This is a genomic window from Streptomyces blattellae, assembly GCF_009709555.1.
GTDB classification, from domain to species: Bacteria; Actinomycetota; Actinomycetes; order Streptomycetales; family Streptomycetaceae; genus Streptomyces; species Streptomyces blattellae.
In genome coordinates, this window is sequence record NZ_WJBG01000177.1 from 1 (window position 1) to 25,582 (window position 25,582).

Sequence of the window (25,582 nt, forward strand, 5' to 3'; positions counted from 1 at the left end):
GCGCGCGGTCTCCTCCGGAGACATGACGCGCCGTCACTTCGCGACGGAAGATGTTGGGTTGCTCCGCAACCCTCTTGAAGACGTTGAGAGTTGAACGTTACTCTCTGTTGTCCGCTTCTCGTGGTCCCGGGTGCCGGCCTCGGGGTGGGATCCTGGCCTGTGGGGCGTGGCTCCCGATTTTGGTGGCGGCTCGATCTTCTGTTTTCCCTGTTCAGAGGCTTGATGCCTCCTGTTTGAGGGGGTTTGCGTCTCTGGTCCAGCTGGGCCGGGGCGCCCGCCGGGCTTCCCGGCCCCGGCTCGTTGTGGTTACAGTATGGCAGCAGCAAGGGGAGGTTGGCAACCGGTGCCGCATCGCTGCTGTCTGACGGTTCATCAGATCAAGCGTCCATGCTTGGTTCTGAGTGGACTAGACCTCTCTAGAATTGATACGCATTCCATTACGGGTTACGTGGCGTCAGAAACTTATTCCGCTGGAATTGACAGTGCGTCATCCAGAGGGAATCCCGATTAGCGGGTTGTTACGGGTTCGGGAAAGGACACGTAACGCGTAACGGAGTTGCGGGGAGAGAAAGGCGACCCGTAACAGAATAGGGCACGGGAAGGAATTGGGGAATTGAGCGCCACAAATTCAGTAGTTGCCGTAGTCGACGGTACGCGCGGGGCGGGCGAGGAGCGGGCGGCGGGCGGTGGTGGCGCTGCGGACGGGAACGGTGTGGCGGCCGAGGTCCGGCCGGTGCGGTACGAGCGCTGGGGCGACGTGCCGGCCGGGCTGGTCACCCGGGCCCGGCTGGGCGACGCCGACCCGCCCCGGCGTCCCGGCGGGCCCGTCCGCGCCCGCGTGTCCACGACTACAACTGGCGGGGCAAGCTGCAGACGTTCGACCTGTACGCCGTCGCCGAGTCCGTGCCCATGCGGCCACCGGCCGCCAGCTGGCCGCCGCGGCGCAGCGGCGGGCGGTGGGGCGGGTGTGTGAGGGGTGCGGGGGTGGCGGTCAGCTGCCGCTGCTGGAGCACGAGGGGCGGCGGGTGTGTGCGGCGTGCCGGCATCTGGCGCAGCTGGCCGGCACGCAGGAGGCGTTGCGGGTGCGCAGGGCTGAACTGGGGTTGTGGGCTGGGGGGTTGGTGTCGCGGCCGCTGGCGGTGGTGTGGGTGGAGGTGACCGCGGCGCCGTTGTTCGGGTTCGGGGCGGGCGCGGCCGCCGCTGGCCGGGCGGGTCCAGGTCGCGGACGAGACGGGCCGCGTCCTGGAGGACGTCCTGGTGCGCCTCGCCGGGCCGCGCACGAGCGGGGCACCGGCGGGCGCGGTTTCGGCGGCGGAGGGGTCGGGGCGGATCGCGCGGGTGCTGGCGGTGCGCCGGCGGGTGGTGTGGGGGCCGCTCGGGGACGTCACGGCGCGGCTGGAGGTGCTGGGGCATCCCGCAGGCCTCGACCGCGCCCTGGCCGTAGCGGGCGGCTGCGGGGGCGTCCGGCCGGACGCCGTACCCGGCGGGCACGGGATCCTGTGGCCGGACGACGTCGCCTCCCGGTACGCACAGTGGTGCGGCGAACTCGACCCCGCCACGGGGAAGTTGCGCATGCCCTGGCCACCCGGGAGCGCCGACCGCCTCTGGTACGTGATCGCCCAGATGGCCGGCGCGCACGGGGGCGTTACGGGCCCGGTGGGCGCGGCGGCGCAGCCCAGCGGGTGACGGCCGGGCGCCCTCCGGTCGCCGGCGGGGTGCAGGACGGGCGTGACCTTCCGGGGGTGCGGCTCGTTGTGGGGGTTGGGGTGGCCTGTGCCTTCGCGGGTGCCGGCTTGGTGTGCGGGGTGTGTGCCGGCCCAGGCTCGGCCGGTCGAGATCAGATCGCCTGGTTAGGGTATCCGGTCCCTCGGACGGGACGGGCGCCCCGGACGCTCCCGCCCCGCGTACGCCGCCGTCGAGACCGAGCCCCGCGCGGTCTCGACGGCGCGGCCGGGCAGGCCGGCTGACGGCCCGTACGCAGGCCGGGCCGTGCCGCAGGGGTGGGCGTTGGGCGCGGTGGGCCCTGGCGGGGCGTGGACGGGGACTGCTCGGTTGTGGGCGCTGGCCTGGGCATTGCCGCGGGAGGCGAGGAGAACGTCGGGTGCGGGGCAGGCGGTGCGCGAGTCGCGGAGACGGGGCGGGCGCTGCCACCATCGGCTCACCGCGACCGGGCGCACCCCGGGCCGCGGACGTCCCGCCGAACCGTCTGGAGGCACCCCCTCATGTCCGCTCCCCCGCCCGCCGCCGGGCCCGTTGTCGAGCATGGCGGCGCCCGGTCGGCGGCCCGGGCCGAGGCCGCCTTGGGCAAGCTCGGTGCGGGCGAGGCGGCCGTCGTCATCGCCGTGGTCGCCGCGGTGACGCTGCTCGCCGTCCTTCAGCGCCCGATCCCGATGGTGCTGACCCTGCTCGCGGGCGCCGTGATGGTGCTGCTCGCCGGGCGCCGCGCGGGCCGGCTCCTGGCCGTCGTCGCCGAGCTCGCCACCAGCGGCGGCGGCCGCGGGTGAGCCGCCCGGCGGCCGAGCCGGTGGAACTGGCGCGGCTGCGTGGCTGGTTGCGCGCGGCGAAGGGGCGGCGCACCTTCGAGGCCCTGGCGCGGCGGGCCGGTGCCCGGGAGATGCCGGTCTCGGCGTGCACCGTGCGCCGGGCCCTGGACGGGCGGCTTCCCACCCTGTACACCGTCCGCGCGTTCGCCCGCGGCACGGAGGCCGACGAGGAGGAGGGCGCGCGGGTGTGTACGGCGGCCGCGGCCGCCGTACACCCGGTGCCCGTCAGGAGGCCGACCGCGTACGTGCCCGGACGCCAGATCACCACCCGGGCCGGACTGGCCACCGCCATGGAGAAGATCCGGGCGGCGGCCGGCGGGCCGAGCCTGCGCCGGCTGGCCGACTCGCCCGCGGCCGCGGGCCGTATCTCGCGCAGCGCCCTGCACAACGCCCTCACGGGCCGACGGCTGCCCGGCGAGGAGTTGCTGGCCGGCTTCGCCGCGGCGTGCGGCGCCGGCGAGGAGACCGCCCGCGCGCTGCTCGCCGCCCGCGCACGGATCCTGACCGGCCCCCCGACCCCATCGCGGGCGGGGTACCCGTGCGAGATCGCCGAAGAGGCCGAGGCACGGCGCGAGCGGGACGCGGCCGTGCGCCACTGGATCCGGGACGAGGACGAACTCGACTGGTACGAGAAGCAGTTGCGCGACGAGGAAGAGGCCGAGCACCGGCGGACGGAAGCCTGGGTCGACGACCTCACCGACGACGAGCTCCAGGAGCTGCAGCAGGCGCGGGACGCGGCCGGCGCAGGGCGGGGCAGCCTTCGCGCCGAACTCGCCGCGTACACCCGGACGGCGAGCGGGTCCGGCGACTGACGGCCGTATGGTGCCGCCGTTACGGCGGCGCGTGCTGGTCCCGGGCCGAGCGGAGCGCGGCGCACAGCCGGCGACCGTCCGCGGTGTCCGGGATCTTGGCGCGGCCGGGGTTAGCCAGCCGGTGTGTTCGCCTTGGGTGCGGCGGGCGTAGGCGTCCAGGCCCGCGAGGCCGGGCCGGGCCGCGGCGACCTCGGCGGTCAGCGCGCGGACCGAGGGACGGCGGGCCTCGCCGGGTGCGGCGAGCTCGATCCGGCGTAGCTGGGCGAGGGCGCCGGCCGCGTCGCCGGCATCCAGCAGGGCGCGGGCGGTGTCGGTGGCGGCCCGCGCGCGGCGCTCGGCCGTCGGCACCGAGGTCACCGGTCGGCGAGCAGACCCTCCAGGACACCGTGTCCGTACGACACCCGGCCGGTGAGCGGGCGCACCAGGTGCCGCATCGACGCATCCGCCGGGTACCGGAGCCGGCCGATGGGCAGCCGCAGGTCGAACGGGGCGCCGGGCGCCAGGACGTGGAATCCGTCGGCCTCGTAGTACGGCGCCAGGTGGGGCTTGTGCGTGTGGATGCCGCCGAGCATCGCCTCGTAGCCCTGGCGGGTGTAGGAGTCGACCAGGTGGCCGACGAGCCGGTGCCCGAGCCCCTGGCCGCGGGCGTTGTCGGCCACCGACACCGCCTCCAGCTCGACGAGCGACCGCGACAGCCGCATGCACCACTGCAGATCCAGCCCCGCCTCCGCCAGCCACTGGACCGGCGGGACCGCATGGGCGAGGCCGACGACCTCACCGCCTGGGTGTTCCTGGGCGAGCAGCAGGGTCGCCGTGCCGAACCCGGCCGGCAGACGCCAGCCGGTGCGCATCCGCTCAACGATCCCCTCAGCCATCGCCGCGTCCATGAAGTCCACCGGCTCCAGCAGCGCGCGCACCACACCGGGATCATCGTCCGGGGTGGCCGGACGCAGGAGATACCGCCCCAGCACCACCGCTCCCGGGCCGGATCCGGGTTCCGGCGCCGCCGCCGGTGCGGCGCGGCGTTCCGCACGTCGTCGAGAAGCTCGTCCCATACCCCACATCCTCACCCAACACCGTCCAGTCCGGCGGACGTTGACTGCCGGACCGGCCGGTGGGCGAGCGGGAAGGGAGAAGGCCAGCGGCTGAACTCCCGTGCGCCCAGGTCCCGTACCGGGAACGAGGCGCGGGGCAGCCGGCGGAGCACGCCGGTGACGGACGGACGGCCGTGTCGGCGCCGACGGCCGCTCACGCGCTGGTGCCCGGCAGGACCTGCGCCAACACGGCCTGCGGGGTGTCCTGATGCGGCGGAATCGCGACCCGTACAGCTCAGGAGCGCCGCCGGCTCGGTGAGCCGGTCAGCGGATGCCCCACATCGTGAACCCGACGCTCGCCAGGGGCAAGCACGTCTGGAATACGACGCCCCGGGACAGCAGCAGTCTGCGTCAGCCGGCGGGCGGCCGTCTTCCCTCCGGATGCGCGTCAAGGCCGGCACCGAGGGCGGTGCCGGCCTTGACGCGGCGGCGGGCGCGGGCCAACGCGCTCGCCTTCCAGGACGGGTTCGGGCTTGCGACCAGGAGCCGTCAGGAGGACACCGGCGAACTCGCCGTCGGTGTCGTGCTGTTAACCACCGTCTTTCTGATACGGCCCAGGCCGCAAGTCGGCCCGAACAAACGGTGGGCCGCCAGGAGGGTCTCGGGCACGCAACCCGTCGTCGTCTCCCTGGTTTTGGCGGGCCGGCCGGGCGCCGGATTCCTCGCCGGGACGGGGAACACCGACGGGGCCCGCAAGCCGCATAGCGACCAAAAGGGGCGCTGGGACGGGGCGGCGGGGTACCGGGGCGTGGAAGGCTGTACGCCGCGCAGCCCGATCAGCGGCAGGGCCAACTGCCCCTGGACCGCGCACCCTTGCGACCACAGCACCGGGCCCCGGCATGCCGCCGGGCGGCCCCCGTCAGGAATGAGTCCTGCACACCATGAGCCTTCCCCCGCTCCCCCGCCCGGCCAGCCCCGGCCCGGCCTGTACCTGCGCACCCGCCGCCGCGCCGACGCCGCCGGCGGGCGGCGGCGAGCCGGACGGCACCACCGGGCGCTTCGGGCCCACGCACGCGCTGATCCTGCTGATCGCCGTCCTCGGGCTCGGCACCGGCCTGTTCCTCGCCGGCACCGAGCTGCAGACCGTCTTCGCCCTCCTGGGCGGCTGCGGGGCGATCGGCGCGGCCACCCTCACCGCCGCCGGCGGCGGACGCCGCCTGATCAGCGTCCTCGCCGAGGCCGCCGTACGCTCCGGCGCGGGCAGGTAGGCGCCGGCCATGACCCGTTCCCCCGCCGACGACGCCGGCCGGCACCCCTTCGCGCACCTCGCCGGGCACCTCACAGCCCTGCGCGGCGCCGCCCGGCTGACCCAGCGCGCCCTGGCCGAGGCCGCCCACATCTCCCGCGGCGCCGTCCAGCGTGCCGAGTCCGGCACCGCCCCGCCCACCCCGTCCGTCCTCGACGCCTATCTGCGCGCCTGCGGCGCCGGCCCGGCCGACCAGGACAAGGCCCGCCGCCTGCGCGCCCGCGGCCGTACCGCCCAGCGCGACCGGCTGCGCGAACTGAAGGCGCCCTCCCCCGCCCTCGTCCACGACGAGCGCGACCTCGGCCTCCTGCTGGCCCAGACCTACGAACGGGCCGGCGCCCCCCGCCTCCCGTTGCCGCGCACCACCGCGTGGCGGATCGTCAACCGCAAGGGCCTGCCCGCCAGCCGCGAGCAGCTGATCACGTTCCTGACCGCCTGCGGCATCCACCCGCCCGCACAGCGCCCCTACCTCGACGCCTACCACCACGTCATCGCCCAGCGCGGCACCCGCCCCGCGCCCCCGCGCGGCCGGCGCAGGCAGGTCACCCAGCGCATTGTCCGCAGCCACCCGCTCCCCCTCGCCCGCGGCGGGACCGACACCGGCGCCCTCCTCGACATCGACTTCGACCGGCTCGCCGCAGCCCTCCGCCCCGTCCTCGAAGCCCTCGCCGCCTACCAGTCCCGCTACTACGACGCCGACCGGCTCGCCGCCGGCATCAAACCGGCCGTCGACGCCCTCGCCGCACAGTCCCGTCACTACGACTACGACCGGCTCGCCGCGGGCATCCAGCCGGCCGTCACCGCCCTCGCCCTCATGTTCCGGTCGGCGAGCCGCGAGGCGCACCGCAACGGCACCACCCCACCCGACTGGATCACCGCCACCAGCCTCATCACCCACGGTGTCGACCTCGCCCGGCCCGACACCGCCGCCGTCTCCCGCCCCGCCGACGACCACGGCACCGACCTCGTCGTGCACACCGCCGACGGCGGCACCCAGCTCTACCAGGCCGCACACAGCCAGCGGCCCGGCACACCCCCGGCGCTCCCGCCGGCCCTCGTCCCGCAACCGCCCCCAGCCACACCCGCCGCCCGCGCCGCCTGACCGACGGCGACGAAGCCGGCGAAGCCAACCGGCACGCCCAGCCGTAACGGCGCTGCTCCGTCGCCGTCGGCTCGCGCAGGACGGCGGAACCCCTGCGGGCCTCGCAGGCAGACCCGCTCGCGTACGGCGGGGCAACGGCGTCGTGCGAGCGTGAGCAGCTGTCCGGCGCCGTCCTCAACTCCCCCAGGACACAGAGGTGGAGGTGTTCGTCGCCCGGGCCCGGCCCTCGCGGCGTGCCGACAGAACTGCCCGCCGCACGGCGCGGCGCGGAGCCGGACGACCGGGACGGCGACCAGCAGCAGCGCGTCCCCGACGCCGGGGGGACAGCGGCGCGTCCGGTGATCGAGCCGGCCGGGACGAGCTCGGCGCGCGCCCGCGTCTGCGGAAGCCGCACCGCCTCCCCGACGGCCGCGTACCGGGACTCGGCGCAGGCCGCCGCCAGGAACCGGCCCGGGGCCCGTGACGTGCGGGCGGCGCCGTCGTTGGCCATGCGGAGTCCTGTGCCGCTCAGCCGCCGTCCGCCCCGCCGTACGACGGGTTCAGGCTCGGGCGAGGCCCTCGTCCGACGGCGGACAGCGGACCGGGTCCCCCCTCCTCAGGCGCCGAGGCCGACGTAGGAGACGTAGGTGTAGGCGCCCCAGTCGGAGTCCAGGTCGGTGATGATGTCGTCCCAGATTTCCTCGAGTTTGCCTTCGTCGCCGGCTTCCATGGCGTCGACCGCGTCGTTCCAGACGTAGCGGACCGCGGGCAGGGTGCGGATGGCCTGGTCGCCCATGAGGTTGGGGCGGCGGGCGTGTTCGTCGACGAGGTCCTGGTTGATGGGGTGGATCTCGACCGCGGTGCCGTTGCCCTGGTTGTTGAGGTGCTGCTTGAAGGCGCCGGGGTTGTCGCGGATACGCCGGGTGCGCAGGTCCCAGTACGCGGTGTCGACGAGTTCGAGGTTGGCCGGGTTGGGCTTCTGGGTGCCGGCGAACCAGTTCTTCAGGGCGCGGGACTTGACGGTGATCCCGGCCTCGCGCATGGCCTGGATGCCGGCGTCGCTGTTGAGGTAGTTCAGGCGCGCCTTGAGGCCGCGGGGGGTGGTGACGGGGGACTTGATGCCGCCTTCGAGGATCTGGCGGGACAGGGCGTCTTCCAGGGCGCGGCCGAGGGCTTTGCCGCCGCGGACGTTCTCGGCCGACCGGTTGGCGCCGTAGGTGCCGAAATTGCGCCAGCCGCTGTCGTCGTACGGCATCGGTTATTTTCCCCCGAGGGTGTAGAGGCGCTTCACTTTCATCTGGGTGGGCTTGCGGCCCTCTTCCCACACGGTTTTCCAGTCGCCTCCGGCGACGTGGAGTTCATCGACGCCGGATACCTGGACCAGGATAAGGCCTGCCTGGTGTGCTTTCCACGCCTTCAGCCAGAGGCTTGCGAACGCCTGGGAGCGGATGGTGTGGACCCACTCGGGTCGGCGGAGTTCTCGGTTCTTTCCTGATTCGCCGATCGTGGAGGTGAACCGGGAGTACATGGCCTTGACGTATTCCCCGGTGACCGGGTCCCCGGTGTCGATCGCTGTCTGGCGGGCTTCCTGGAGGACCCGGCGGAATTTCTCCAGGAGTGCTTCGGAGGCGCCGGAGGTCCACGATTCCAGGATCTGCGGCGGCTCGCTCAGGCCGAGTTCGTGGCAGCGGATCAGGAGGCGGACGGTGGCCTCGTCCAGGAGGTAGGGGCCGGGCTCGATCCGGTTGCCGAGCGGGCTGGGCAGGTCGGTGTGATCCCAGTTGAACTGGGCAACCCGGTGGATCCCGGCGCGCTTGCGGTCGAAGCCTCCGGTCGGGTCGTGCTTGAGCGCCCCGATCGGCAGGTGCGTCTTGAACGCGGAGAGATAGGCCGCGTTGATGTCCAGGCCGACCACGTCCAGCGGATGGCGCTCCCCCCGCTTGATGGCCTCGTAGAGGGGGGCGTTGCGCCATTTCTGGCGCCCTTCCCACACTCCGTCAGCCTCGCCCTGTCCGGGCTTGGAGAGGAAATCCAGAGCGGGCGGGTAAACGGTGTGAACGTAATTTCCCCCGACCCGTGTGAGTTTGAAAAGGGCCATTGAGTCCGGCACGGCTTTCTTCTGCAGCGCCTTGACGGCGGCCTCGATGTCGCCGTCCGTCTCGTCCAGGGCCTGCTCGACCGCGTCGCGGATCTTGCCGAGGAAGAAGGAGTAGTTCCGGCGCCCGCTGCCGGTCCCGGTGCCCGGGGTGCCCTCGGGCGGAGGCGTGTCGTCGCTGAACGAGGCCGAGGGCGCATCCATGACCACTCCCTCCACCACGTGCCGGGCCGGAACGGCCGTACCGGACGCCGGTGCCTCGCCGGACTCCGGGACAGCGGTACCGGGCTCAGTGGCGGGGGCGGGCTCGGTGACCGTCAGGGACGCCGTGGCCGGGGTGTTCAGGGGCGCGGGGGCGGGGAGGGCGGACGGGGTGATCCCTGCGGCGGTCGCGGCCGCGTGGTAGGCGGTCAGGGCGGTGCGCAGCCGGGCGGCGTCGTCCGTTGGGGGCAGGCGCAGCCGGCGGGCGCCGAGCTCGGCGGCACGGGCCCGGGCGGCCGACAGCACCGGGAGGAGGTGCTCGTGGCCGGGAGCGAGCGCATCGCGCAGGGCGGTCAGGACGTGCTGGGCGTGGACCGACAAGGGCGAGCGGTGCTCGTTGCCGGTGAGGAACGGCGCGGCGGCGGCGAGGAGTTCGGCCTCCGCCGCGTCCAGGTCCGGCACCTGGGCGGGGACCGGACCCGCCTCAGGCGTGCCGGCGGCGGGGACCGGCTGCGGGCCGGCCGGCATCGCCGGCACCGGTGACGCGCCCGGGGCGGCGACGCCGGTGGGGGTGTCGCGGTGGGCGGCGGTGAACGCGGCCAGCGCGGCGCCCAGGCGCCCGCCCTCCGGTGTGGCCGGCACCGGCGGCCGGCGGGCGGCGAGATCGGCCAGGGCCTGGCGCAGCCCGGGCAGTTCGTCCGCGCGGCCGGACACGGTGGAGGCCTCGCGCAGCGCGGCGAGCGCGCCGGTCAGGCGGGCGGACAGGCCGTGGCGGGCACCGGAGGTGAACGGCAGCGCGGCGTCAAGGAGTTCGGCCTCCGCGGCCGCGAACCCCTCCCCCGCAGCCGCCGCCTCGGCCGGCCCGACGGCCGGTGCGGAAGCGGGCTGCAGGGCGGCGGCCGGGGACGCCAGGGCGCCCCCGGCGGACGGCGACGTCGTCACGGCCGGGCCGGCAGTGGCGCCGGACGGCGTGCCAGGGCCCGCGGCCGCGGACGGCTTCACCGCCCCCGCCGAAACCGCCCCCTGGACAGCCGAAACCGCTCCCTGGACGGGGGCCGGTACGGCGGAACCGTGGCCGTGGGCAGCGGCGTGCGCACAGAAGGCCTCAAGAGCCTGCTGAAGCCGCCGTCCGGGGCCGGTGTCAGGCAGACGCGGCCGGTGAGCGGCGGCGCCGCGCACCGCCCTCTGGAAGTAGGACAGGTTCGAGGCGGACGCATCCTCGCCGTCGAGGACACGGACCATGGCGAGCAGCACAACCCGAAGGTCGTCCGGGAGCTGCCCGAGCGTGCCATCTTCCATGTAGGGGCGGACCGCGTCGGCGAGGTCGGCGGTGACCTTCTCGCCCTCCGCACCGCGGAAGGCGTGTTCGGCGTCGAACCGGTACCCCGGCTCGGGCGCGTCGGTGAAGCGGGCGCACGCGAGATCGGCACGCAGCGGCACCCTCGTCAGCTCGCCGAAGTCGCGTTCGGCCACGGCTACTTGGGCGTCGTTGCCGGTACGGGTCAGGGTCAGGGTCACGTGGGCGGCGTCCAGCGCGGCCAGGACCTCGGGGTCGGCGGTGTCGAGCACGGCCACCACCGGCACGTTCCGGGTACGGGCCACATGCGCGAGCAGCCGGGCCGCCTCCGGAAGCGCGGGACCGGACAGCGGGATGAACCGGTCGGCCGCGTGCTGGAACCGGTCGACGACGACCAGGGCCAGGCCCTCGACGTAGGGGGCGGTCTCCGCGATCGCCTCCGCTGTCAGGCCGGTGCCGTCGTCGACGTGCAGGGCGGCGCCGGCGAGGCGGGCCTGGACGGCGGCCGCGGCCCGCTGCTCGTCCTCGGTGAGGGCGCCGGTACGCAGCCGCCGGTAATCAAGCCCCGCCTCGGCCGCGATCACCCGCATCGCCACATCCGTCCGCGACAGCCCCGACGCCGCGTACAACACAGGCAGCCGGCGGGCGAGCGCGGTGTGCCGGGCGGCGTGCACGGCCAACAGCGAGCCGCCCGCGTGCGGCTCGGCCGCCACCACCGTCAACACCCCCACCGGAAGACTCCCCAGCACAGCATCCAGGGCGTGCAGACCGAACCCGAACCGCGGCACCACCGACGGCGCGACCGCCTTGCTCAGCGCCTGCCCGGCGACATCACCGAGGCCGTGCAACCGGTGCAGCCCACCAGCAGCCGGGACGGATGCGGGGGCCTCGGCCGGACCCGCCAACGGCACCGGACCGTCCCCACCCGCCGTACGGACCATGTCCCGACCGTCGGCAGCAGCCGTGCGGTCACCGGCACCGTCGTGAGCAGCAGCGTGACCGGACGCGGCCGCCGGAGCACCGGGAACTGCCTCGGCGCCTGTGGGGGGCACGTCACGGGGGACGGCCACCGGGATACCGGAGTCGCCATCAGCAGCCGGTACGGCGGCCGGGGCGGCGGAGGCTGTGTCAGCGGCGGGGGTCGGGACCGGGGCGCCAACGTCTGCATCGGCCCCCCGCCCGGCGGCGGGCAGGCCCTTTCCAGGGGCTTCGGGGGCCTGGGGCGCTGTGGACACGACAGACGGGAGATGTGCTGTGTCCACCCACGCTGCGGCCGGTGCGGGCGCGCCGCTGATGGGGACGGCAACCGGTGCGTCGCCGGGCGGGACCAGAGCGGCGTCCACCAGGACCGCAAGAGGCGTCGTACGGTCCAGCAGAACCTGCGGCACGCCCGGACGGCGAGCCGCGTCCATCACGCGGTCACCGAGCTTCGGCCGCGCCGCTGTGCGCGCCCACGACGGCCATCCCGCAAGCCGCATCCGCGCGGAGTCGTCCAGCCGACCCACCGGGATCAGTGCGGCGCGGTAGGCACGGTGCGATTTCCCGTCACGTTTCACGATCACCGTTACCCGGCCCTCGTCCCGCGCCGCGTCTACCAGCTCGTACAGCCGGTTCCGCGCCTCGGTCACCCCCAACACCTCCGGCGCCTCGACCGACGTCGGCGCAGCGGCGGCCGGCTCGGCAGCACAGGCACGCGCGGGAGCACCACCTGCCTCCTCCGCTGCGGGCCCAGCAGCGGAAGGATCGGGGACAGCGGAGTGGGCAGGCATCAGGATCTCCAGACACGCGAAGCGGGACGGATTGGGAAGCACGGCCCCAGGGCACCGGCACGCCACCGGACGCTGAACACGACCATGCCCCCGCCTTCACGAACCACCAGCAGCGGGCGGCGGGGCTCGGTCGAGACGGCCAGGACGCAGCCACAGACACAACACACCTACAGCGCAGCCGAGTTGACTCGGGCAGCCGCCAGCAGCAAGCCCCACCCTACTCGACCCGTAACGCCATCCGCCACACAACTCCGACGCCGACACGTAACGCGGCGAGGTGGAAGGGAGTGACGTGACCGGTGGGGCGAGAATGCGTAACGCAAGGCCGAGTTGGGCGCGGGGCGGACACGGGCGGGCGCTCCTCACACCGCTGCGGACTACTCCCCGGCCGGGGACCGCAGTCCGGCCCGTGCTGGAGGGCAACGTGCAGGGGCGCGTCGGGGCGGTGGGCAACAGTTGCGCTGCTGGTGAGGATGAGGCGGTCACGCCGTGCGGCCGCAGTGTTCATGGTGCGGGTACCTGCCCTGGCTGCACAAGCGGTGCCGCACCATGATGGGGTCCCAGGGCCAGGCGGGAACGGGCTTTTGACCGTGAGACGCGGTGCGCAGAGGGCACCGAGCAGCAACAGGAAACGGCGTCGGGGAGAGCTGTGGCAGCAGGGGTGTTGCGGACCGTGCCGTTGGCCGGGGAGCTGACCACGTCGCTGATCAGCCGGGTCGCGACCCGCTACGGTCTGGCGGCCGGGAATGTGCTGCGGCTGTGGACATGCCGAAACTTCGCCGCGCGGTACGACGGCGGCGGCGTGCGGGCCGATGCGGAGGTCGTGCTCAACGATGCCGGGCGGCGTGTGCTCGCCGAGTTGTGCAGGGTGGAGCCTCACGTGCTGGCGCGCGCCTTGCCGGCCTTCACCGTGGACGACCCCAAGATCAGCACCGGCAAAGAGGCCGCCGTGGCGCAGGCGCGGTGGCGGGCCGCGGGCACGGTGGTGGGGCCGGCCGCGTTCGGCTGCCAGCTGTGCACCGCGCGGCGCACCGGGCAGGCGGTACGTGCGGTGCAGTACGTACCACGCTGGCGGCGGGTCTGCCTCAAGCACGGACGCTGGCTGCTGGACGCGGACGCCGACCAGCCGCTGGAACACCTGACCTTGCACAGTGTTCCCGAGGTGATGGCCGCGCAGCGGCGGTGGCCGGGCGTGGCGCGGCGTGCGATGCGGGCCGGAGTAGAACCGGAACAGGCGTTCACAGTGGCGCATGCAGTGGTGGCCCGCTGGTGGGAGGAGGCCCTGTACTGGGAGCACGAGGAGACCTGGCCGCGCCGTCTGCACCAGCTGGCGGGCAGCAGCGCGGGGACAGAGCTGGAATGGTGGCGGATCGTGGGCCGGGACGCGGCCATCCTCCCCGAGGTGGTGGCCGTGGCGGGGGCGCTGCTGGAGCCGGCGATGGCTGAACTGGCCTGGCGCGCAAGCGGCGGGATGCGGCCGCGTGCGCTGGAGGATGACGACCCGTTCTGTCACCGGCTGGGCGAGCGGGTGGGCCGCCCATGGCTGGGTTCATTGGTCGCGGCCGACTACGGCAGCCCGCTGAGCGACTTCACGGGCGCGATCGTGCGCGGACGCCGCGGCGGCGGGCCGCCGGGGTGGCGGGACGATCCGTGGCAGCTCAAGCGTGAACAGCAGCCCGCAACGATGGCCGGTCAGCTACGCGTCTTGGTGGCGGAGAGACACTCGGGCGGCTCGGGTACCCGATGGCGTGCCACCGTCCGTGCCGAACACCGCCTCCATATCACCCAGTTACTCGACGACGCCCGGGAGCAGCTGGCACAGCTGCACGGCACGCAGAACGGCACCACCGCCGAGGTGGCCCGCACGCTGCTGGAGCACCTCAGCCACAGCGCCGGCCTGATCGACCAGGCCCTCCTGCACACCGCCGCCGCAGCCGTCGCCGCCGGGGTGGCACTGGAGGAGGTCGCCCAGTGGTCCCGCCTGCCCGCCGACGAGCTGGCACAGGTTCTTGCCGCGGGCCAGGATGACGGCTGACGCCCCCATCGTGAGTCCTGTCCTCGCGTTGTCGCGCGGGGCGGGCGGCGGTGGATCCCAAAAGGTGTGAGGCAGGCCCCGATGACGCCGGTGGACAACCCCGAACTCGCGGTCATCCTCGCTGGTGTCCCGGACTCACTCGTCCTCACGTACGCCTCGCTGGTGGACCGCGGCGACTACGAGGCCCTCCAGGAGCAGGAACGCCCCTACGAGCCCTGGCAGGGCAACGGGGAGAGTAGGGCGCAAGAAGACGCGCGGTCCGCTGGAGGCCGCTCTGGCGGGCGGAGAGCGCCTCTACGGCCAGCAAGACAGGGCGCAGTCGTACGGACCGCGTAGGCCGCTGGCAGCCACGGGAAGAGACGCCACCAGCGACCGGCTCGAACCGGATTCGCCGCCGTGTTCTACCAGGTACGGAGTCACGGCGTGAACTATCCAAGAGTAGGGTTCCAGAACATCAAAGATCACCGTCTGAAGCGTTAAAGGTTCCAGGTGTCGATTACGTGACTGCCTGCGGCTGTGGCCGCCAATGGTTTCCTACTGGGGTCATCAGTTATCCCATGTTTTCCGATAGCCCGGTCTGAACGGGAAGCGGCCAAGCGGCCCGCACCGGAATTCGGCACCCGCTTCGTGCGGCCGATCGGTGAACATGGACTCCGTGAACACCGAACTGACCGTGCTCAAGCGGGACATGGCCGTGAGCCAGGACGACACGATACGGATGCTGCTGGAGCAGTCCAAGCGCACCGGCCGTGCCGTCCTCATCCGGCGTGCCTTCGTCCAGGATGCCGATCCCGGCCTCCGCCTGGTCACGCGGCCCGGCCCGTTCTCCAAGATGCTGCGCAGCAACGAGCGGCTGGACCTGTTCCTCCTGATCCACTGTGTCACCGCGCGCGCCGACTGGGGCGTCGCTCACCGGTCCGAGACCTGGGGCCGCGCCGCGGGGATCTCCTTCGCCACCAACGGCACAGCGAGCGCCGCGGTCTCCCGGCACCTGCACAAGCTCAAGGAACTGAAGCTGATCAGCACCGAGCCGTACGGCCGGATGACGAAGATCACCAAGTTGCTCGAGGACGGCTCCGGCGACCCGTACACGCTGCCGTCGGGCGACAAGGAGGGTTCCCGCAAGAGCACCTACTTCAAGGTGCCGTTCGCGTACTGGGAGCAGCACTACTACCGGAAGCTGTCGATGCCGGCGAAGGCGATGCTGCTCATCCTCATGAGCCAGCGCAGCCCGTCCTTCGCCCTGTACAAGGCCAGGGAGTACGCACTCTGGTACGGGATCTCCCCGTCGACGGTCGGGCGTGGCATCGAGGAGCTGAAGAAGAAGCGCCTGCTGTACGAGTTCCTCTCCGAGCAGCAGTTGGACGGTTTCTCCGTCCTCGGGCAGAGCACGCACGTCCGCTGGGCCCTCGCCGCGCCGTTCGACCTGAACGTCAACAAGACGGAGCGCGAGGCGGCAGTGGCCGCCTGGACTCCCGAGGGCATCGCCCGCACCGCGCTGCGGATCGGCTCCCGTATCCCCGCACTCTCGGGGGCCGCGATTCCGCGATGAACACCACCGGGGCGCTACAGCCCCGGTCCTACGACTCCCGGCCCCGCGCACACGGGTCGGGCGCGGCGCAGGCCGCCGCCCCGCAAACGGGCGGCGGCCCCCTGTTCCAGCAGGGAGCCGCCCAGTGAAGAAACCGACAGTCACTCCCCAAGGAGGCACCATCAGCATGTCCAACGAGCCTAAGGGCACTGACCAGCCGGCGTCGACCCGGCATCACCAGGGCAACGGCAAGCTGCGCCACATCCGGTCCGAGATCCGGACCCGGCTGCGGCGGCTGCTGGACGGCGACCTCCGCCGTCGCCTGCGCGCCCTCGCCCATACGGCGGGCCACGGCATCGTCCGCGGCTCCGCCGGCGCCGTGGGCGCGAGCGGAACCGCGTGGATCATCTGGTGGATCCAGCAGCGCTGACCCGGCGCACCCGCTGATTTCACATCCGCAGACCTGGTGGTCCCGGTCCCAGCCGGGGCCACCAGCGGCTCACCCCGTACGACGGTCACCACACGCGGGCCGCCGTACGTACTGAACGCACCCACAGGCCAACCAGACAGGTGGATGGGAGCCTTAGCGATCTTCGACGATGAAGCACGCCCGCTGGTAAAGCTCATCGAACGTGATGATCTCGACGTCCTGGATCGATGTCCGGTACAGCTCGAAGGAGTTGATCTTCTCGGGGTTCACACGGCCGTTGTGGGTGAACTCGCGCAGGCTCCCGATCACCACGACCTGCCGGGGCCGGGTGGTGGACAGTTCGACGCCGGTCGGGGTGCCGTCGTCGTCGTAGATATGGGTGAGGAACTCGCGGGAGATGAGCTGCTGGGCCTTGCTCACGGTCTTCTGCACCTGCGCCACGCCGCCGCCCAGTTCTTTCGATGCCTGGTAGACGCCCGCGCGGTACGGGGTCTTGGCGAGCAGCTCAGTGTCGTGGGTCTTGATTTCGCAGAAGAGCATGCTGCTGATCAGGCCCTTGGAACGCATGATGGCGTCGATGCGTTTCCCGGCTCCGCCGAAGATATCGGCACCGGTGGTGATGCGTTCCAGTTTGCCGTCGTCGATGGATTCACAGGCGATGAGGTTGAGCCCGTAGCCGAAGATCCACTGGTTCGCCTCGAAGAAGGCCTGCCAGACCGCCTCCGCCCCGCGCGTCGTCGCAAGGCTCTCCTCCTGCTGGAAGTAGTCCGGATCGTTCAGCAGCCGCTTGAACCTCTGGAGTTGCTCTCTGCGGTTGCTGATCAACCGGATGTCCGCCTCGGTGAGCCCGCCGCCTATCGCGGTCCTGACCGCACCGAGAACCATCATCCGGTCCTGGCCGGTCAGCAGCTGGGTCAGCTGGGCCTCGTCTCCGGCCACGAGCTGGAGGGAGCCGCCGGGCGTGCTCAGCCCGGCGCAGCCCTGGAGGAAGTTGATGACCTTCCAGAAGTTCTCGTGGACGTCCCCGGTGTCGACGAGCGCCTTGACGGCCCGGGTGGCCACGGTGTCGGGCACCGTCTGCGTGGCGGGGACCTCCCCGGCCTTCTTCTTGTCCTTCTTCCACAGCTTGATCCTCGGCGTGAAGGTGTTGCCCTTCTTGATGATGGTGACGCTGCACAGTGTGGCCACCTGGGGCCGGTCGTCGAGGACGAAGTCGGTGATCATCCGGCGTGCGCGGGTGTCGTAGAGGTAGTGGAACCCGCTGCTGTCATGCGAGGCACGGATCTCCAGGTCGGCGAAGTCCCCGCGGGTGACGTCGAACTCGGTGGTGGTGAAGGGGAGGCGGAGACCGCGAACGATGGGGGTGGCGGGTGCGGTGGCTTGGGCCCGCCAGTCCGGCGGAATGTGGGGCAGCGGCCGGGTGTCGCCTTCGACCACGAGGTCCTGGACGTCGGTGCGTCCGAGCTGGCTGAGCAGGGTCTCCAGTGTCCGCCAGATCGCCTCCTTCGTCTCCGGGGCGCAGGTGGGCAGGAGCTCGCGCTCCACGGTCAGGACCGCCTCATAGGTGTCCGCCGTCCAAGCATCACCAGGCGTGGGGTGGAAGATTCCGCCGTCGGGGCGCAGGGTCAGGACAGCTGTACGCAGCAGGTCGCATGCGGTCTCCTCGCCGGCGCAGTCCAGAAGGCTGTAGGTCTGCCCGAGGACCAGGTCGAGCTTGCCCGTGTCGTCGTCGTTCAGCGGCAGCGGGACCAACGGGCCCGTGGGCGGAAGCCGGACCGGCGTGTAGATCGGGCGGCCGGAGAGGAACTCGTAGGAACGCAGGCCCCACCCGTCCGGTGCCAGCAGCCGGTTCAGCTCCTCAACCTGCTTCATCGCCTCCTCGACGCCGGCCGCAACCTCGGGATGGACCGTTCGTGCCAGGAAGGCAAGCAGCACCTCGTCCGGCCCGTCGGAGAGCTCCAACCGAGAGTCCTCGAAGATCCAGTCGTCGTCCAGGTCGTAGTTGTTAATCCGGTGCTGCTGGATGTCAGCGCGGACAGTCGGGAGCCGACCGTTCTCGGATGCAGGTCGGTCCAGGTCGTAGAGGTCCTCCAGGAACGTGACCTCGTCCAGTTTCCCCCACCAAGGGCTCGATATCCCGCGCAGATAGCTGAAAATGTCATGCCGCGTCACCGTCGTGATCGACGGCTGCGCGTATGCCGGGGCGGGGCCGCTGGACGTCATATGTCCAGGATGGAGGGCAGAGCGGTCAGGTACCGGTCGATCGGAACTTTCCATCTGCCGAACGAGACGTCAGACGACGAAGCGCAGCGCGGCAACGGGGGAACCGCCGAACCGGCCCGCCCCGGCCCACGCGACCGCGTAGGCCATGAAGGCCGCAGCGCCGGTGAACGGCTCGAAGCTCCGGGAGGCCAGGAACTGAGCGGCTGTGGCGGCGAACCCCACCAGGAAGATCGCCTTCGTGTCTACCTTCGCGCCCGACTCCGACTGCCGCGCCAAACGCGCCGCGAGTTCGCTGTTGATCAGCTCCAGGGTCTGTTCCTGATCTTCGAGCTCTTGCGGCGTCATCGTCATGTCCTGAGCGTATGTAGCGCGGAGCGTCCGTTCATGGTGCCTCGATGAACGGCAGTCCGACTGCGGCGAGCTTCGTCTGCAGGTTGATGTCGTCGCTGGCCACGTAGACGGAAGACCCGGGATGCCGGGACTGCAACAGCAACGTGGAGGCCACCAGGCGGTCATCGGACACGTCTAGCTCCAGCCAGTTCGGCAGCCCGTCGCCCTTGGGTTCGATGTGCTCGAAGACGGCGTGCACATCGCCGGCGACTCGGACGCCGCGCCGCACGTCGCCGTTGGTCCGCAGTCCCTTCAGGCGGCGGTCGGCCTTCTTCGCCGCCTCTCGGATTTCGGGGTTGCGTCCGGCGCGCTTGTGGTCGTCCAGTTCCCGCAGGACAGCGGGCATCAGGTGAACCATGTACCGCTTCCCCAGCAGCGGCGTGTAGATCGCCACGTCGGGGTCGTCCAACAGCACGTTCGTGTCGACCACCAAGCGCACCGCCCAGGGGTCAGAGGGCAGCAGCTCACCCAGTTTCCGGAGTGTGGTCACTGCGTCGCGCACATGGTCGGTGGCCTTGTCGATGGTGGCCGGCACCGTTCTGTCACGCGGGCGCTCAAGCCAGCGCCGCAGTAGGTCAAGGTTCTCCTCAAGACGCTTGGTGACCTCGGGAGTCGGATGCGGGAAAAGCAGGCGGAACAGCGGCTCCCAGTCCCGCACGCGCCCCAGCAGTTGCATTCGTCGCGCCTCGAGTCCGGGGCTGCTGGGCACCCATCCCCACTTCGGAGCGCCAAGGTGCATCACGTAGTCGCGTCCCCGGTTGGGGTCGGTGTTTCGGATCTGTGAGTCCGCGAGGATCTGCACGAAGTCCGCTTCGATCAGGTCCAGGTCCGTCCGGAGGCGATCCAGATAGGTCGGTGGAGCTGCTTGCGTGGCCATCTGCCGATGATGTCGCACGCCACTGACATCCCTCACCGGTCGGACATCCCAGAGCACCTCCGCCGCCGGGCTGATGGCGGCGCGGCGCGGCGGCCCCGGCCGACGCGCAACCGGGCTGAGCGCGCCCCGATTCCGCCTTCAACTCGGCCAACTATCAGGTCAGGCATGATGCGGCGGCATGGACTCAGCCGTCATCGCTGCACTGATCACCACACCCACCGCCGTCCTCGCAGCAGCTACCGCCTACGCCGCCCCGCCCCGCGTGGCGCGCATAGTGCTCGCGGGGCGGGCGGGAAGGTGCAGAGACCCGCACTGACACGGGCGGCACCAGGTGACACCGTGGGCGCGCATGCTCATGGCGAGGGGCCTGGAGCCGAGAAGAACGTGTCCTGGTTACCGCCCGGTTCGCCTGCGCGGCGCGACCGGTATGACGTTGTCTGGAGTACGTGATCATCGACAGCAGCCAGGACGGCGCGCCGGCCGGCTTACCCGCCGTCGCCGGCAGCGTCTACCGGGTACCGGAACCGGGCACGGTGGAGGCGGAGTTCACCGGGGTGGACGGCACGCTCGTGCAGCGCCGCTGGGTGGAGGCCGCCGTCGCGGTCAGGTTCGAGCGGCTGGCGCCGGTGGCCGGGTTCCCGGTGGTGCCGGGGCGGCGGTGGGGGCCGGGCTGGTGGTGGTCGGCCACGACCGGGCGGCATGTGATGCACGGTTCGCAGGCGATGTGCATGCAGCTGATGGTCCTGGACCGCGATCCGCACGTGGTGGGCCTCTCAGCGCGGCCGGTGCGGCTGATCTGGCGCGATCCTGACAGTGGGCGGGTGCTGACGTGGGTGCCGCAGCTGTTCGCCCGCTACGCCGACGGGGGCGCGCTGCTCGCCGACTGCCCCGCCGCGACGGCTCCCGCCGCCGGCCGGGCCGAGCGCGCCGGCGCGGTGCTGGAAGCGGCCTGTGCGGCGGTGGGGTTCACCTACCGGCGCCTGGTGCCGCCCGAGACAGTGGTGGCGGCGAACGTGCGGTGGCTGGCCGGCTACCGGCACCCCCGCCACCGTGACGCGGGCGGCCTTGAGCAGGCGGTGCTCGAGGCGTTCGCCGCGCCGCGGCCGCTGATGGCCGGGGCCGCGGCGGCGGGCGAGGTACTCACCGCGCTGCCGGTGCTCTACCACGCGCTGTGGAGCGGTCGGCTGGCCTGCGACCTGACGCGGCCGCTGGGCGAGCACACCCTCGTGACGCCCGGCCCGGCCGCAGGCGGCGGAAAGCGGCGGGAGCAGCAGGAGAGTTGAGCAAGCGCGTGGTGACCGCCCCTGGCGGGCGGTGTGTTGAGGTGGGCGCTCAGGTCACGTTCGAGGGCCGCGCCTGGCAGGTGACCGGCCTGGCCGGCGGGCGGGTGCACCTGGTTGCCGAGGACGGGGCCACCGGGTGTGTGCTGGCCGCCCATCTGGTGTCCGCGCCCGGCTTCTCGGTGACCGCTCCCGCGGCCGCGGAGCCGCCGGCCCCGGCGCTGTGGGAGACGGTGCCGCTGGCCGCGCAGGAGCGGGCCCTGGCCTGGCTGCGGCACATCCGCGAGGTCGAGACCGGGCTGCCCGGCGGCCCGGCAGACGGCGGGATACCGCGGCCCGAATACGACCCGCAGCGCTTCACCCTCGCCGAGCGGGAAGAGGCCAAGGCGCGTGAACTGGCCGCGCTGGGCTGGACCCGGGCCAGCCGGACCACGGTGCAGCGGATGCGGCTGGTCTACCAGCGGCAGGGGCTGTGGGGGCTGGTCGACAAGCGCCACCTGCGCACCGGATCGGCGACCGGGCGTACCGACGAGCGGGTGGTGGCCGCCGTGCTGGAGGCCCTGCGCCGGCGCCGCGGCCGGTCGAAGACCACCACCTTGCAGGTCATCGAGTTGGCCGAGCAGATCGTGGCGGACACCTACGGGCCGGCCCGGGTGAAGCTGCCCGCCCGCTCGTCGCTGTACCGGCTGGTGAAGGTCCTGGCGGATCCGGCCGAGCCGCCGGGCAGTGCGGCGCGCACCGCCACCGGCCCGGCCCGCCCGGGCGGCCCGCCGCCTGCGCTGCGGCCCGCCGAACGGGTCCACATCGCCACCGCCCGCCTGGGCCTTGAGGCGGTGGGCGAGGACGGGGGTGGGGTGCCGGTGGCGGTGACGGCGGCACTGGACGCGGCGAGCGGCTGCGTGCTGGCCGCCGTGCTGCACCCGCCCCAGGACGGGCCAGTGCAATTGTCGGTGCTGCTGGCCGAGATGGCCGTGCCCAGGCCGCAGCGCCCGGGCTGGCCGGCCCTGCTGGAGCAGGCCCACGCGGGCGGGCCTGCCCGGCGGCTGGTGTCCCTGCCCGCACGGATCGAGGCCACCGCGGCGCGTCCGGCGGCCGTGCCCGAGACGCTCGTCGTCGCCCCGTCCACAGCCGCCGTCACCCCCGCTGTCCTGGCCGTGTGCGAGGGCCTGGGCATCAGCCTGGAGCCGGCCCCGTCCCGGGCGGCGGGCGCCCGCCGCGGCGCCGCGTACACGCTGGAGGTCTTCGCAGGCCTGTTCGCGCGGCACGCCACCGCGGCGGAAGAAGCATGCGCAGCGGGAGAGGCCGCCGGGGCGTACTGGAGCATGCCGCAGCTGCAGGACCTGCTGGACGAATGGATCACCGTCAGGTGGCACCAGCGGCCCCAGGAGCAGCTGCGTCATCCGCTGCTGCCCCGGGCGGGGCTCGCCCCCCAGGAGATGTGGGAGGTGTTGCTGGGCGTGGCCGGGGTGGTGCCGCTGCCGCTGGCCGGGCAGCACTACGGCGAGCTGCTGCCGGCAGCCCGGTGCGCCCTCACCGATTCCGGGATCCGGCTGGGCGGGCGCCGCTACGACGATGCGTGTCTGGACGAACACCGCGGCCGCGGCCGGCGGTGGGAGGTCCACCACCATCCCCACGACCCGCGGCAGGTCTTCGTCCGGCTGCCAGACGGCCTGCTCCACGCGATCGGGTGGGCCGACGGCGAGCACACCCTGCGCCCGTTCGACGAGCTGGTCCGGCGCCGCACCGGCGGCGTCCTTGCGCTCCGCGGCACGGGCACACAGCCGGACAGCGAGACAGCCGGCGGCTCCGGTGAGGCAGGGCGCAGTGCAGACGTCGCGGCCATGGAAGGGATCGCCGGCGCCACGATGATGCACTTGGTGCACGACGCTGACGGCGGCGGTGCCGGCGACCGCGTCGCCCGGGATACCGGCGGGTTCGGGGTGTACGACCCGCTGGCGGAGGCCGAGCTGTGGTGAGCGCACACGGCGGCCGCCCGGTGGCCGCAGCCCGCCACCGGCAGGTGAAGCTGGGGGCGTACGTGATGTTCGAGGGCCGCGCCTGGCAGGTGGCCGCCGTGGCCGGGGCGTCGGTACGCCTCGTCGACACCCGCGGGCAGACCGCCTCCGTGCTCGCCCCCTTCCTGTTCGCCGACCCCGCCTTCGCCGTGGTGGACTCCCCCGCCGCCGCGGTGCCGCCGTGGGGGCTGCTGGAGTCGGTGCCCGAGCGGGAACGCGAACGGGCCCTGGCCTGGCAGCGGCACATCCGCGAGGTCGAGACCGGGCTGCCCGGCGGCCCGGCCGACGGCGGGACGCCCCGGCCCGAATACGACCCGGCACGGCGGTCGATGGCCGAGCGGGAGCAGGCCAAGGCCGACGAACTCGCCCGGCTGGGCTGGCCGCAGGCCAGCCGGGCCACCGTGCGCCGCATGCGCGCCCGCTACCACGCAAGCGGCCTCATGGGCCTGGTCCCCCGCCGCAAGCCGTCGCGTGCGACGGGGCGGGCCGATGAGCGGGTGGTGGCCGCCGTGTTGGAGGCGCTGCGCCGCCAGCGCGGCCGCTCGAAGGGCACGCTGAAGGGGCTGCGGGAGCTTGCCGGGCAGATCCTGGCCGACACCCACGGGCCGGGCACGGTCGCGGTGCCTGCGCCGTCGACGTTCAACCGGCTGGTGCGCGTGCTCGCCGACCCTCTGGAACATCCCGGACGGCCGGCCCGCACCGCCACCACCACGCCGGTACGGCCGTACACGCCGACGGTGGCGCTGCGGCCGGGCGAGCTGGTGCAGGTCGACACCACCCGCCTCGACGTGATGGCCGTGGGCGAGGACGGGAAGCCGGTGCGCCCGGAGCTGACGATCGCTCTCGATGTGGCGACCCGCTCGGTGGTCGCGGCCGTGCTGCGCGAAGAGGGCACCAAGGCCGCGGACGCGGCGCTGCTGCTGGCGGAGATGGCCGTGCCCCATCCCGCGCGGCCCGGCTGGCCCGGCCATCTGCGCCTGGCCCACGCCGCCGTCCCCTACGACCGGCTGCTCGCCCTCGACGCACGGCTGGAGTCGGCGGCGGCGCGGCCGGTGGTGGTGCCCGAGACGATCGTCATCGACCGCGGGGCCATCTTCGTCTCCGCCGCTTTCCTCGCCGCCTGCGAGACCCTGGGGGTGAGCGTGCAGCCGGCACCTCCCCGCTCCCCCGCTGCCAAAGGCGCCGTCGAGCGGACCTTCGGCAGTATCAACACGCTCGTCGCCCAGCACATCGCCGGCTACACCGGCTCCCATATCCTGGAGCGCGGCGAGGCAGTGGAGGACGAAGCACGGTTCACCATGGCCCAGTTGCAGGAACTGCTCGATGAGTGGATCACCACCCGCTGGCAGCACCGCCCCCACGAGGGCCTGCGCCATCCCCTCCTGCCGAAGAAGGCCCTCACCCCGAACGAGATGTGGGGCGCGCTGCTGGGCGCGTCCGGGTACGTGCCGCTGCCGCTGACCGGCGCCGACTACCTGGAACTGCTGCCCGTACGCTTCCACCCCATCACCGCCCGCGGCATCCGCATCAACTACCGCACCTACGACCACGCCTGTCTCAATGAGCACCGCGGCCGCCCCTCCCCCACCGGCCAACCCGGCGGCAAGTGGGAGGTCCACCTCAACCCGCACGATGTGCGACAGGTCTACATCCGCCTACCCGACGGGCTCCTGCACGAGATCCCGTGGATCCACCGCGACCACGTCCACGCCCCCATGGGCGAAACCGCATGGCGCCACATCCGCGCCGCCCTGAACCGGCGCGGCGACCGCGAGCGCCACGAGGCCGACCTGGCCGAGGCCGCCGACCAAATCCTGCGCCGCGCCCGCCCCCTGCCCGGCCACGGCGCTCCCGCCCCAGCGGCGCCGGGAACGGCGGGCCCGCAGACGGCGGATGACGACGCGGAGGCCGAGGAGAGTCCCGACACCGCCGACTCCCACGCCCCTGACGCTGACGCTGACGGCAATCTTGCCGACAGCGATGAACTCTCCCCGCCTGCGGGCCGATACGCGCTGTACAACGCCTTCGAGGAGGCCGAACACTGGTGACCAGCCCCGATGTCACACCCACCGTCGAGGAGACGTCCCCGGGGACGGTCACCACGTTCGACGCCTTCGCCCGGTTCGCCACCACCGCCCCGCCCACGCCGCCGCAGCCGGGCCAGGCACCCCGCCCGCCGGAGGAACGCCTGGCCTACCACTCCCAGTTCGTCACCGTGCGCACCCCGGCCATCGAAACCCTCTCGCGCAATGTGCGCACCCTGATGATCCTCGGCCGCCACCAGCAGGTGACCGCACGCCCGTCCCTGATCGTCACCGGGCCGGCCACGACCGGCAAGACGACCGCGCTGCTCGAAGTGGGCCGCACCTGCCACCTGGCCCACACCCGCCGCGCCGCGCCCGGCGACGACAGCGTGCCCGTCGCCTACGTACTGGTGCCGCCCGGCGCCACCGCCAAGACGCTGGCCGGGGAGTTCGCCCGCTACCTCGGCATCCCCGTCACCACCCGCATGACCACCACGCAGATCACCACCGCCGTCTGCCACACCTACACCGCGGCCGGCATCAAGCTCGTGCTGATCGACTTTACCGACCGCCGGTAGTCCTGCCCGTGATGTCCGTCTGGGACTGTGACCAGCACGTCCTGGGCTTGTTTACCGACCG

Annotated in this window: 18 protein-coding genes and 1 pseudogene; 13 read left to right on the forward strand and 6 right to left on the reverse strand. The window is 72.8% G+C overall.

From position 1 onward, the window contains the following. Positions 1 to 1,257 precede the first annotated feature (1,257 nt). The 3 genes from GFH49_RS22850 (at position 1,258) to GFH49_RS22860 (ending at position 3,355) form a co-directional block, all read left to right on the forward strand. Positions 1,258 to 1,686: a hypothetical protein gene (locus GFH49_RS22850; protein WP_155057603.1), complete on the forward strand. Its 429-nt coding sequence runs from the start codon at positions 1,258 to 1,260 to the stop codon at positions 1,684 to 1,686. 536 nt (positions 1,687 to 2,222) lie between these two features. Beyond that, positions 2,223 to 2,504 (forward strand): hypothetical protein, encoded by a 282-nt coding sequence (locus GFH49_RS22855; RefSeq protein WP_155057602.1) that lies wholly within the window; start codon positions 2,223 to 2,225, stop codon positions 2,502 to 2,504. After that, positions 2,501 to 3,355, forward strand: coding sequence for a hypothetical protein (locus GFH49_RS22860; RefSeq protein ID WP_155057601.1), 855 nt, complete (start codon positions 2,501 to 2,503; stop codon positions 3,353 to 3,355). Before GFH49_RS22855 ends, GFH49_RS22860 begins: the two co-directional genes overlap by 4 nt. Positions 3,356 to 3,708: 353 nt before the next feature. Here GFH49_RS22860 and GFH49_RS22865 read toward each other — a convergent pair whose 3' ends face one another. Beyond that, on the reverse strand, positions 3,709 to 4,410 hold the full coding sequence (locus tag GFH49_RS22865; RefSeq protein WP_230396403.1) for a GNAT family N-acetyltransferase: 702 nt from the start codon (positions 4,408 to 4,410) through the stop codon (positions 3,709 to 3,711). 920 nt (positions 4,411 to 5,330) lie between these two features. On the opposite strand from GFH49_RS22865, the gene GFH49_RS22870 reads away from it, so the two are divergent. Beyond that, entirely contained in the window at positions 5,331 to 5,657 is a 327-nt protein-coding gene (locus GFH49_RS22870) for a hypothetical protein (RefSeq protein ID WP_155057600.1), read from the forward strand. A gap of 9 nt (positions 5,658 to 5,666) precedes the next feature. Further along, a complete protein-coding gene (gene relB, locus GFH49_RS22875) occupies positions 5,667 to 6,797 on the forward strand; it encodes a type II toxin-antitoxin system RelB family anti-toxin (protein ID WP_155057599.1) in 1,131 nt (376 codons plus the stop codon). Between the two features lie 595 nt (positions 6,798 to 7,392). Here relB and GFH49_RS22880 read toward each other — a convergent pair. Together GFH49_RS22880 and GFH49_RS22885 are read right to left on the reverse strand one after the other, a co-directional pair. Continuing rightward, positions 7,393 to 8,031, reverse strand: coding sequence for a hypothetical protein (locus GFH49_RS22880; protein ID WP_155057598.1), 639 nt, complete (start codon positions 8,029 to 8,031; stop codon positions 7,393 to 7,395). A 3-nt stretch (positions 8,032 to 8,034) separates the two neighbouring features. After that, positions 8,035 to 11,997: a DnaB-like helicase C-terminal domain-containing protein gene (locus tag GFH49_RS22885; RefSeq protein ID WP_155057597.1), complete on the reverse strand. Its 3,963-nt coding sequence runs from the start codon at positions 11,995 to 11,997 to the stop codon at positions 8,035 to 8,037. A gap of 790 nt (positions 11,998 to 12,787) precedes the next feature. On the opposite strand from GFH49_RS22885, the gene GFH49_RS22890 reads away from it, so the two are divergent. The 4 genes from GFH49_RS22890 (at position 12,788) to GFH49_RS22905 (ending at position 16,134) form a co-directional block, all read left to right on the forward strand. Next, positions 12,788 to 14,173 (forward strand): TniQ family protein, encoded by a 1,386-nt coding sequence (locus GFH49_RS22890; RefSeq protein ID WP_230396402.1) that lies wholly within the window; start codon positions 12,788 to 12,790, stop codon positions 14,171 to 14,173. A gap of 81 nt (positions 14,174 to 14,254) precedes the next feature. Further along, complete coding sequence (locus tag GFH49_RS22895) at positions 14,255 to 14,509, forward strand: hypothetical protein (RefSeq protein WP_196218066.1); 255 nt, start codon at positions 14,255 to 14,257, stop codon at positions 14,507 to 14,509. A 319-nt stretch (positions 14,510 to 14,828) separates the two neighbouring features. Next, the gene (locus GFH49_RS22900) at positions 14,829 to 15,725 is read left to right on the forward strand and encodes a hypothetical protein (protein WP_155057595.1); all 897 of its coding nucleotides are present in this window, start codon (positions 14,829 to 14,831) and stop codon (positions 15,723 to 15,725) included. A gap of 166 nt (positions 15,726 to 15,891) precedes the next feature. Then, positions 15,892 to 16,134 carry an Hpt domain-containing protein gene (locus GFH49_RS22905; protein WP_155057594.1) on the forward strand — a complete coding sequence of 81 codons (243 nt, stop codon included), beginning with the start codon at positions 15,892 to 15,894 and terminating at the stop codon, positions 16,132 to 16,134. 153 nt (positions 16,135 to 16,287) lie between these two features. Here the strand turns inward: GFH49_RS22905 and GFH49_RS22910 are convergent, their stop codons facing one another. The 3 genes from GFH49_RS22910 to GFH49_RS22920 all read right to left on the reverse strand — a co-directional run bounded on the left by GFH49_RS22910 (position 16,288) and on the right by GFH49_RS22920 (position 19,660). Then, positions 16,288 to 18,357 carry a Shedu anti-phage system protein SduA domain-containing protein gene (locus tag GFH49_RS22910; RefSeq protein WP_155057593.1) on the reverse strand — a complete coding sequence of 690 codons (2,070 nt, stop codon included), beginning with the start codon at positions 18,355 to 18,357 and terminating at the stop codon, positions 16,288 to 16,290. A 69-nt stretch (positions 18,358 to 18,426) separates the two neighbouring features. Then, on the reverse strand, positions 18,427 to 18,708 hold the full coding sequence (locus tag GFH49_RS22915) for a hypothetical protein (protein ID WP_155057592.1): 282 nt from the start codon (positions 18,706 to 18,708) through the stop codon (positions 18,427 to 18,429). A gap of 31 nt (positions 18,709 to 18,739) precedes the next feature. After that, entirely contained in the window at positions 18,740 to 19,660 is a 921-nt protein-coding gene (locus tag GFH49_RS22920; protein WP_230396401.1) for a PIN domain-containing protein, read from the reverse strand. A 410-nt stretch (positions 19,661 to 20,070) separates the two neighbouring features. Between GFH49_RS22920 and GFH49_RS22925 the strand changes: the two genes are divergently transcribed. The 4 genes and pseudogenes from GFH49_RS22925 to GFH49_RS22940 form a co-directional block, all read left to right on the forward strand. Continuing rightward, a complete protein-coding gene (locus GFH49_RS22925) occupies positions 20,071 to 20,907 on the forward strand; it encodes a TnsA-like heteromeric transposase endonuclease subunit (protein ID WP_155057591.1) in 837 nt (278 codons plus the stop codon). After that, positions 20,904 to 22,880 carry a Mu transposase C-terminal domain-containing protein gene (locus GFH49_RS22930; protein WP_155057590.1) on the forward strand — a complete coding sequence of 659 codons (1,977 nt, stop codon included), beginning with the start codon at positions 20,904 to 20,906 and terminating at the stop codon, positions 22,878 to 22,880. Before GFH49_RS22925 ends, GFH49_RS22930 begins: the two co-directional genes overlap by 4 nt. Beyond that, positions 22,874 to 24,967, forward strand: a complete 2,094-nt coding sequence (locus GFH49_RS22935; protein WP_155057589.1) for a TnsB C-terminal domain-containing protein — start codon at positions 22,874 to 22,876, stop codon at positions 24,965 to 24,967. Before GFH49_RS22930 ends, GFH49_RS22935 begins: the two co-directional genes overlap by 7 nt. Continuing rightward, a pseudogene (locus tag GFH49_RS22940) lies at positions 24,964 to 25,503 on the forward strand (TniB family NTP-binding protein); the annotation flags it as partial. The gene GFH49_RS22935 and the pseudogene GFH49_RS22940, both read left to right, overlap by 4 nt. Positions 25,504 to 25,582: the final 79 nt, after the last annotated feature.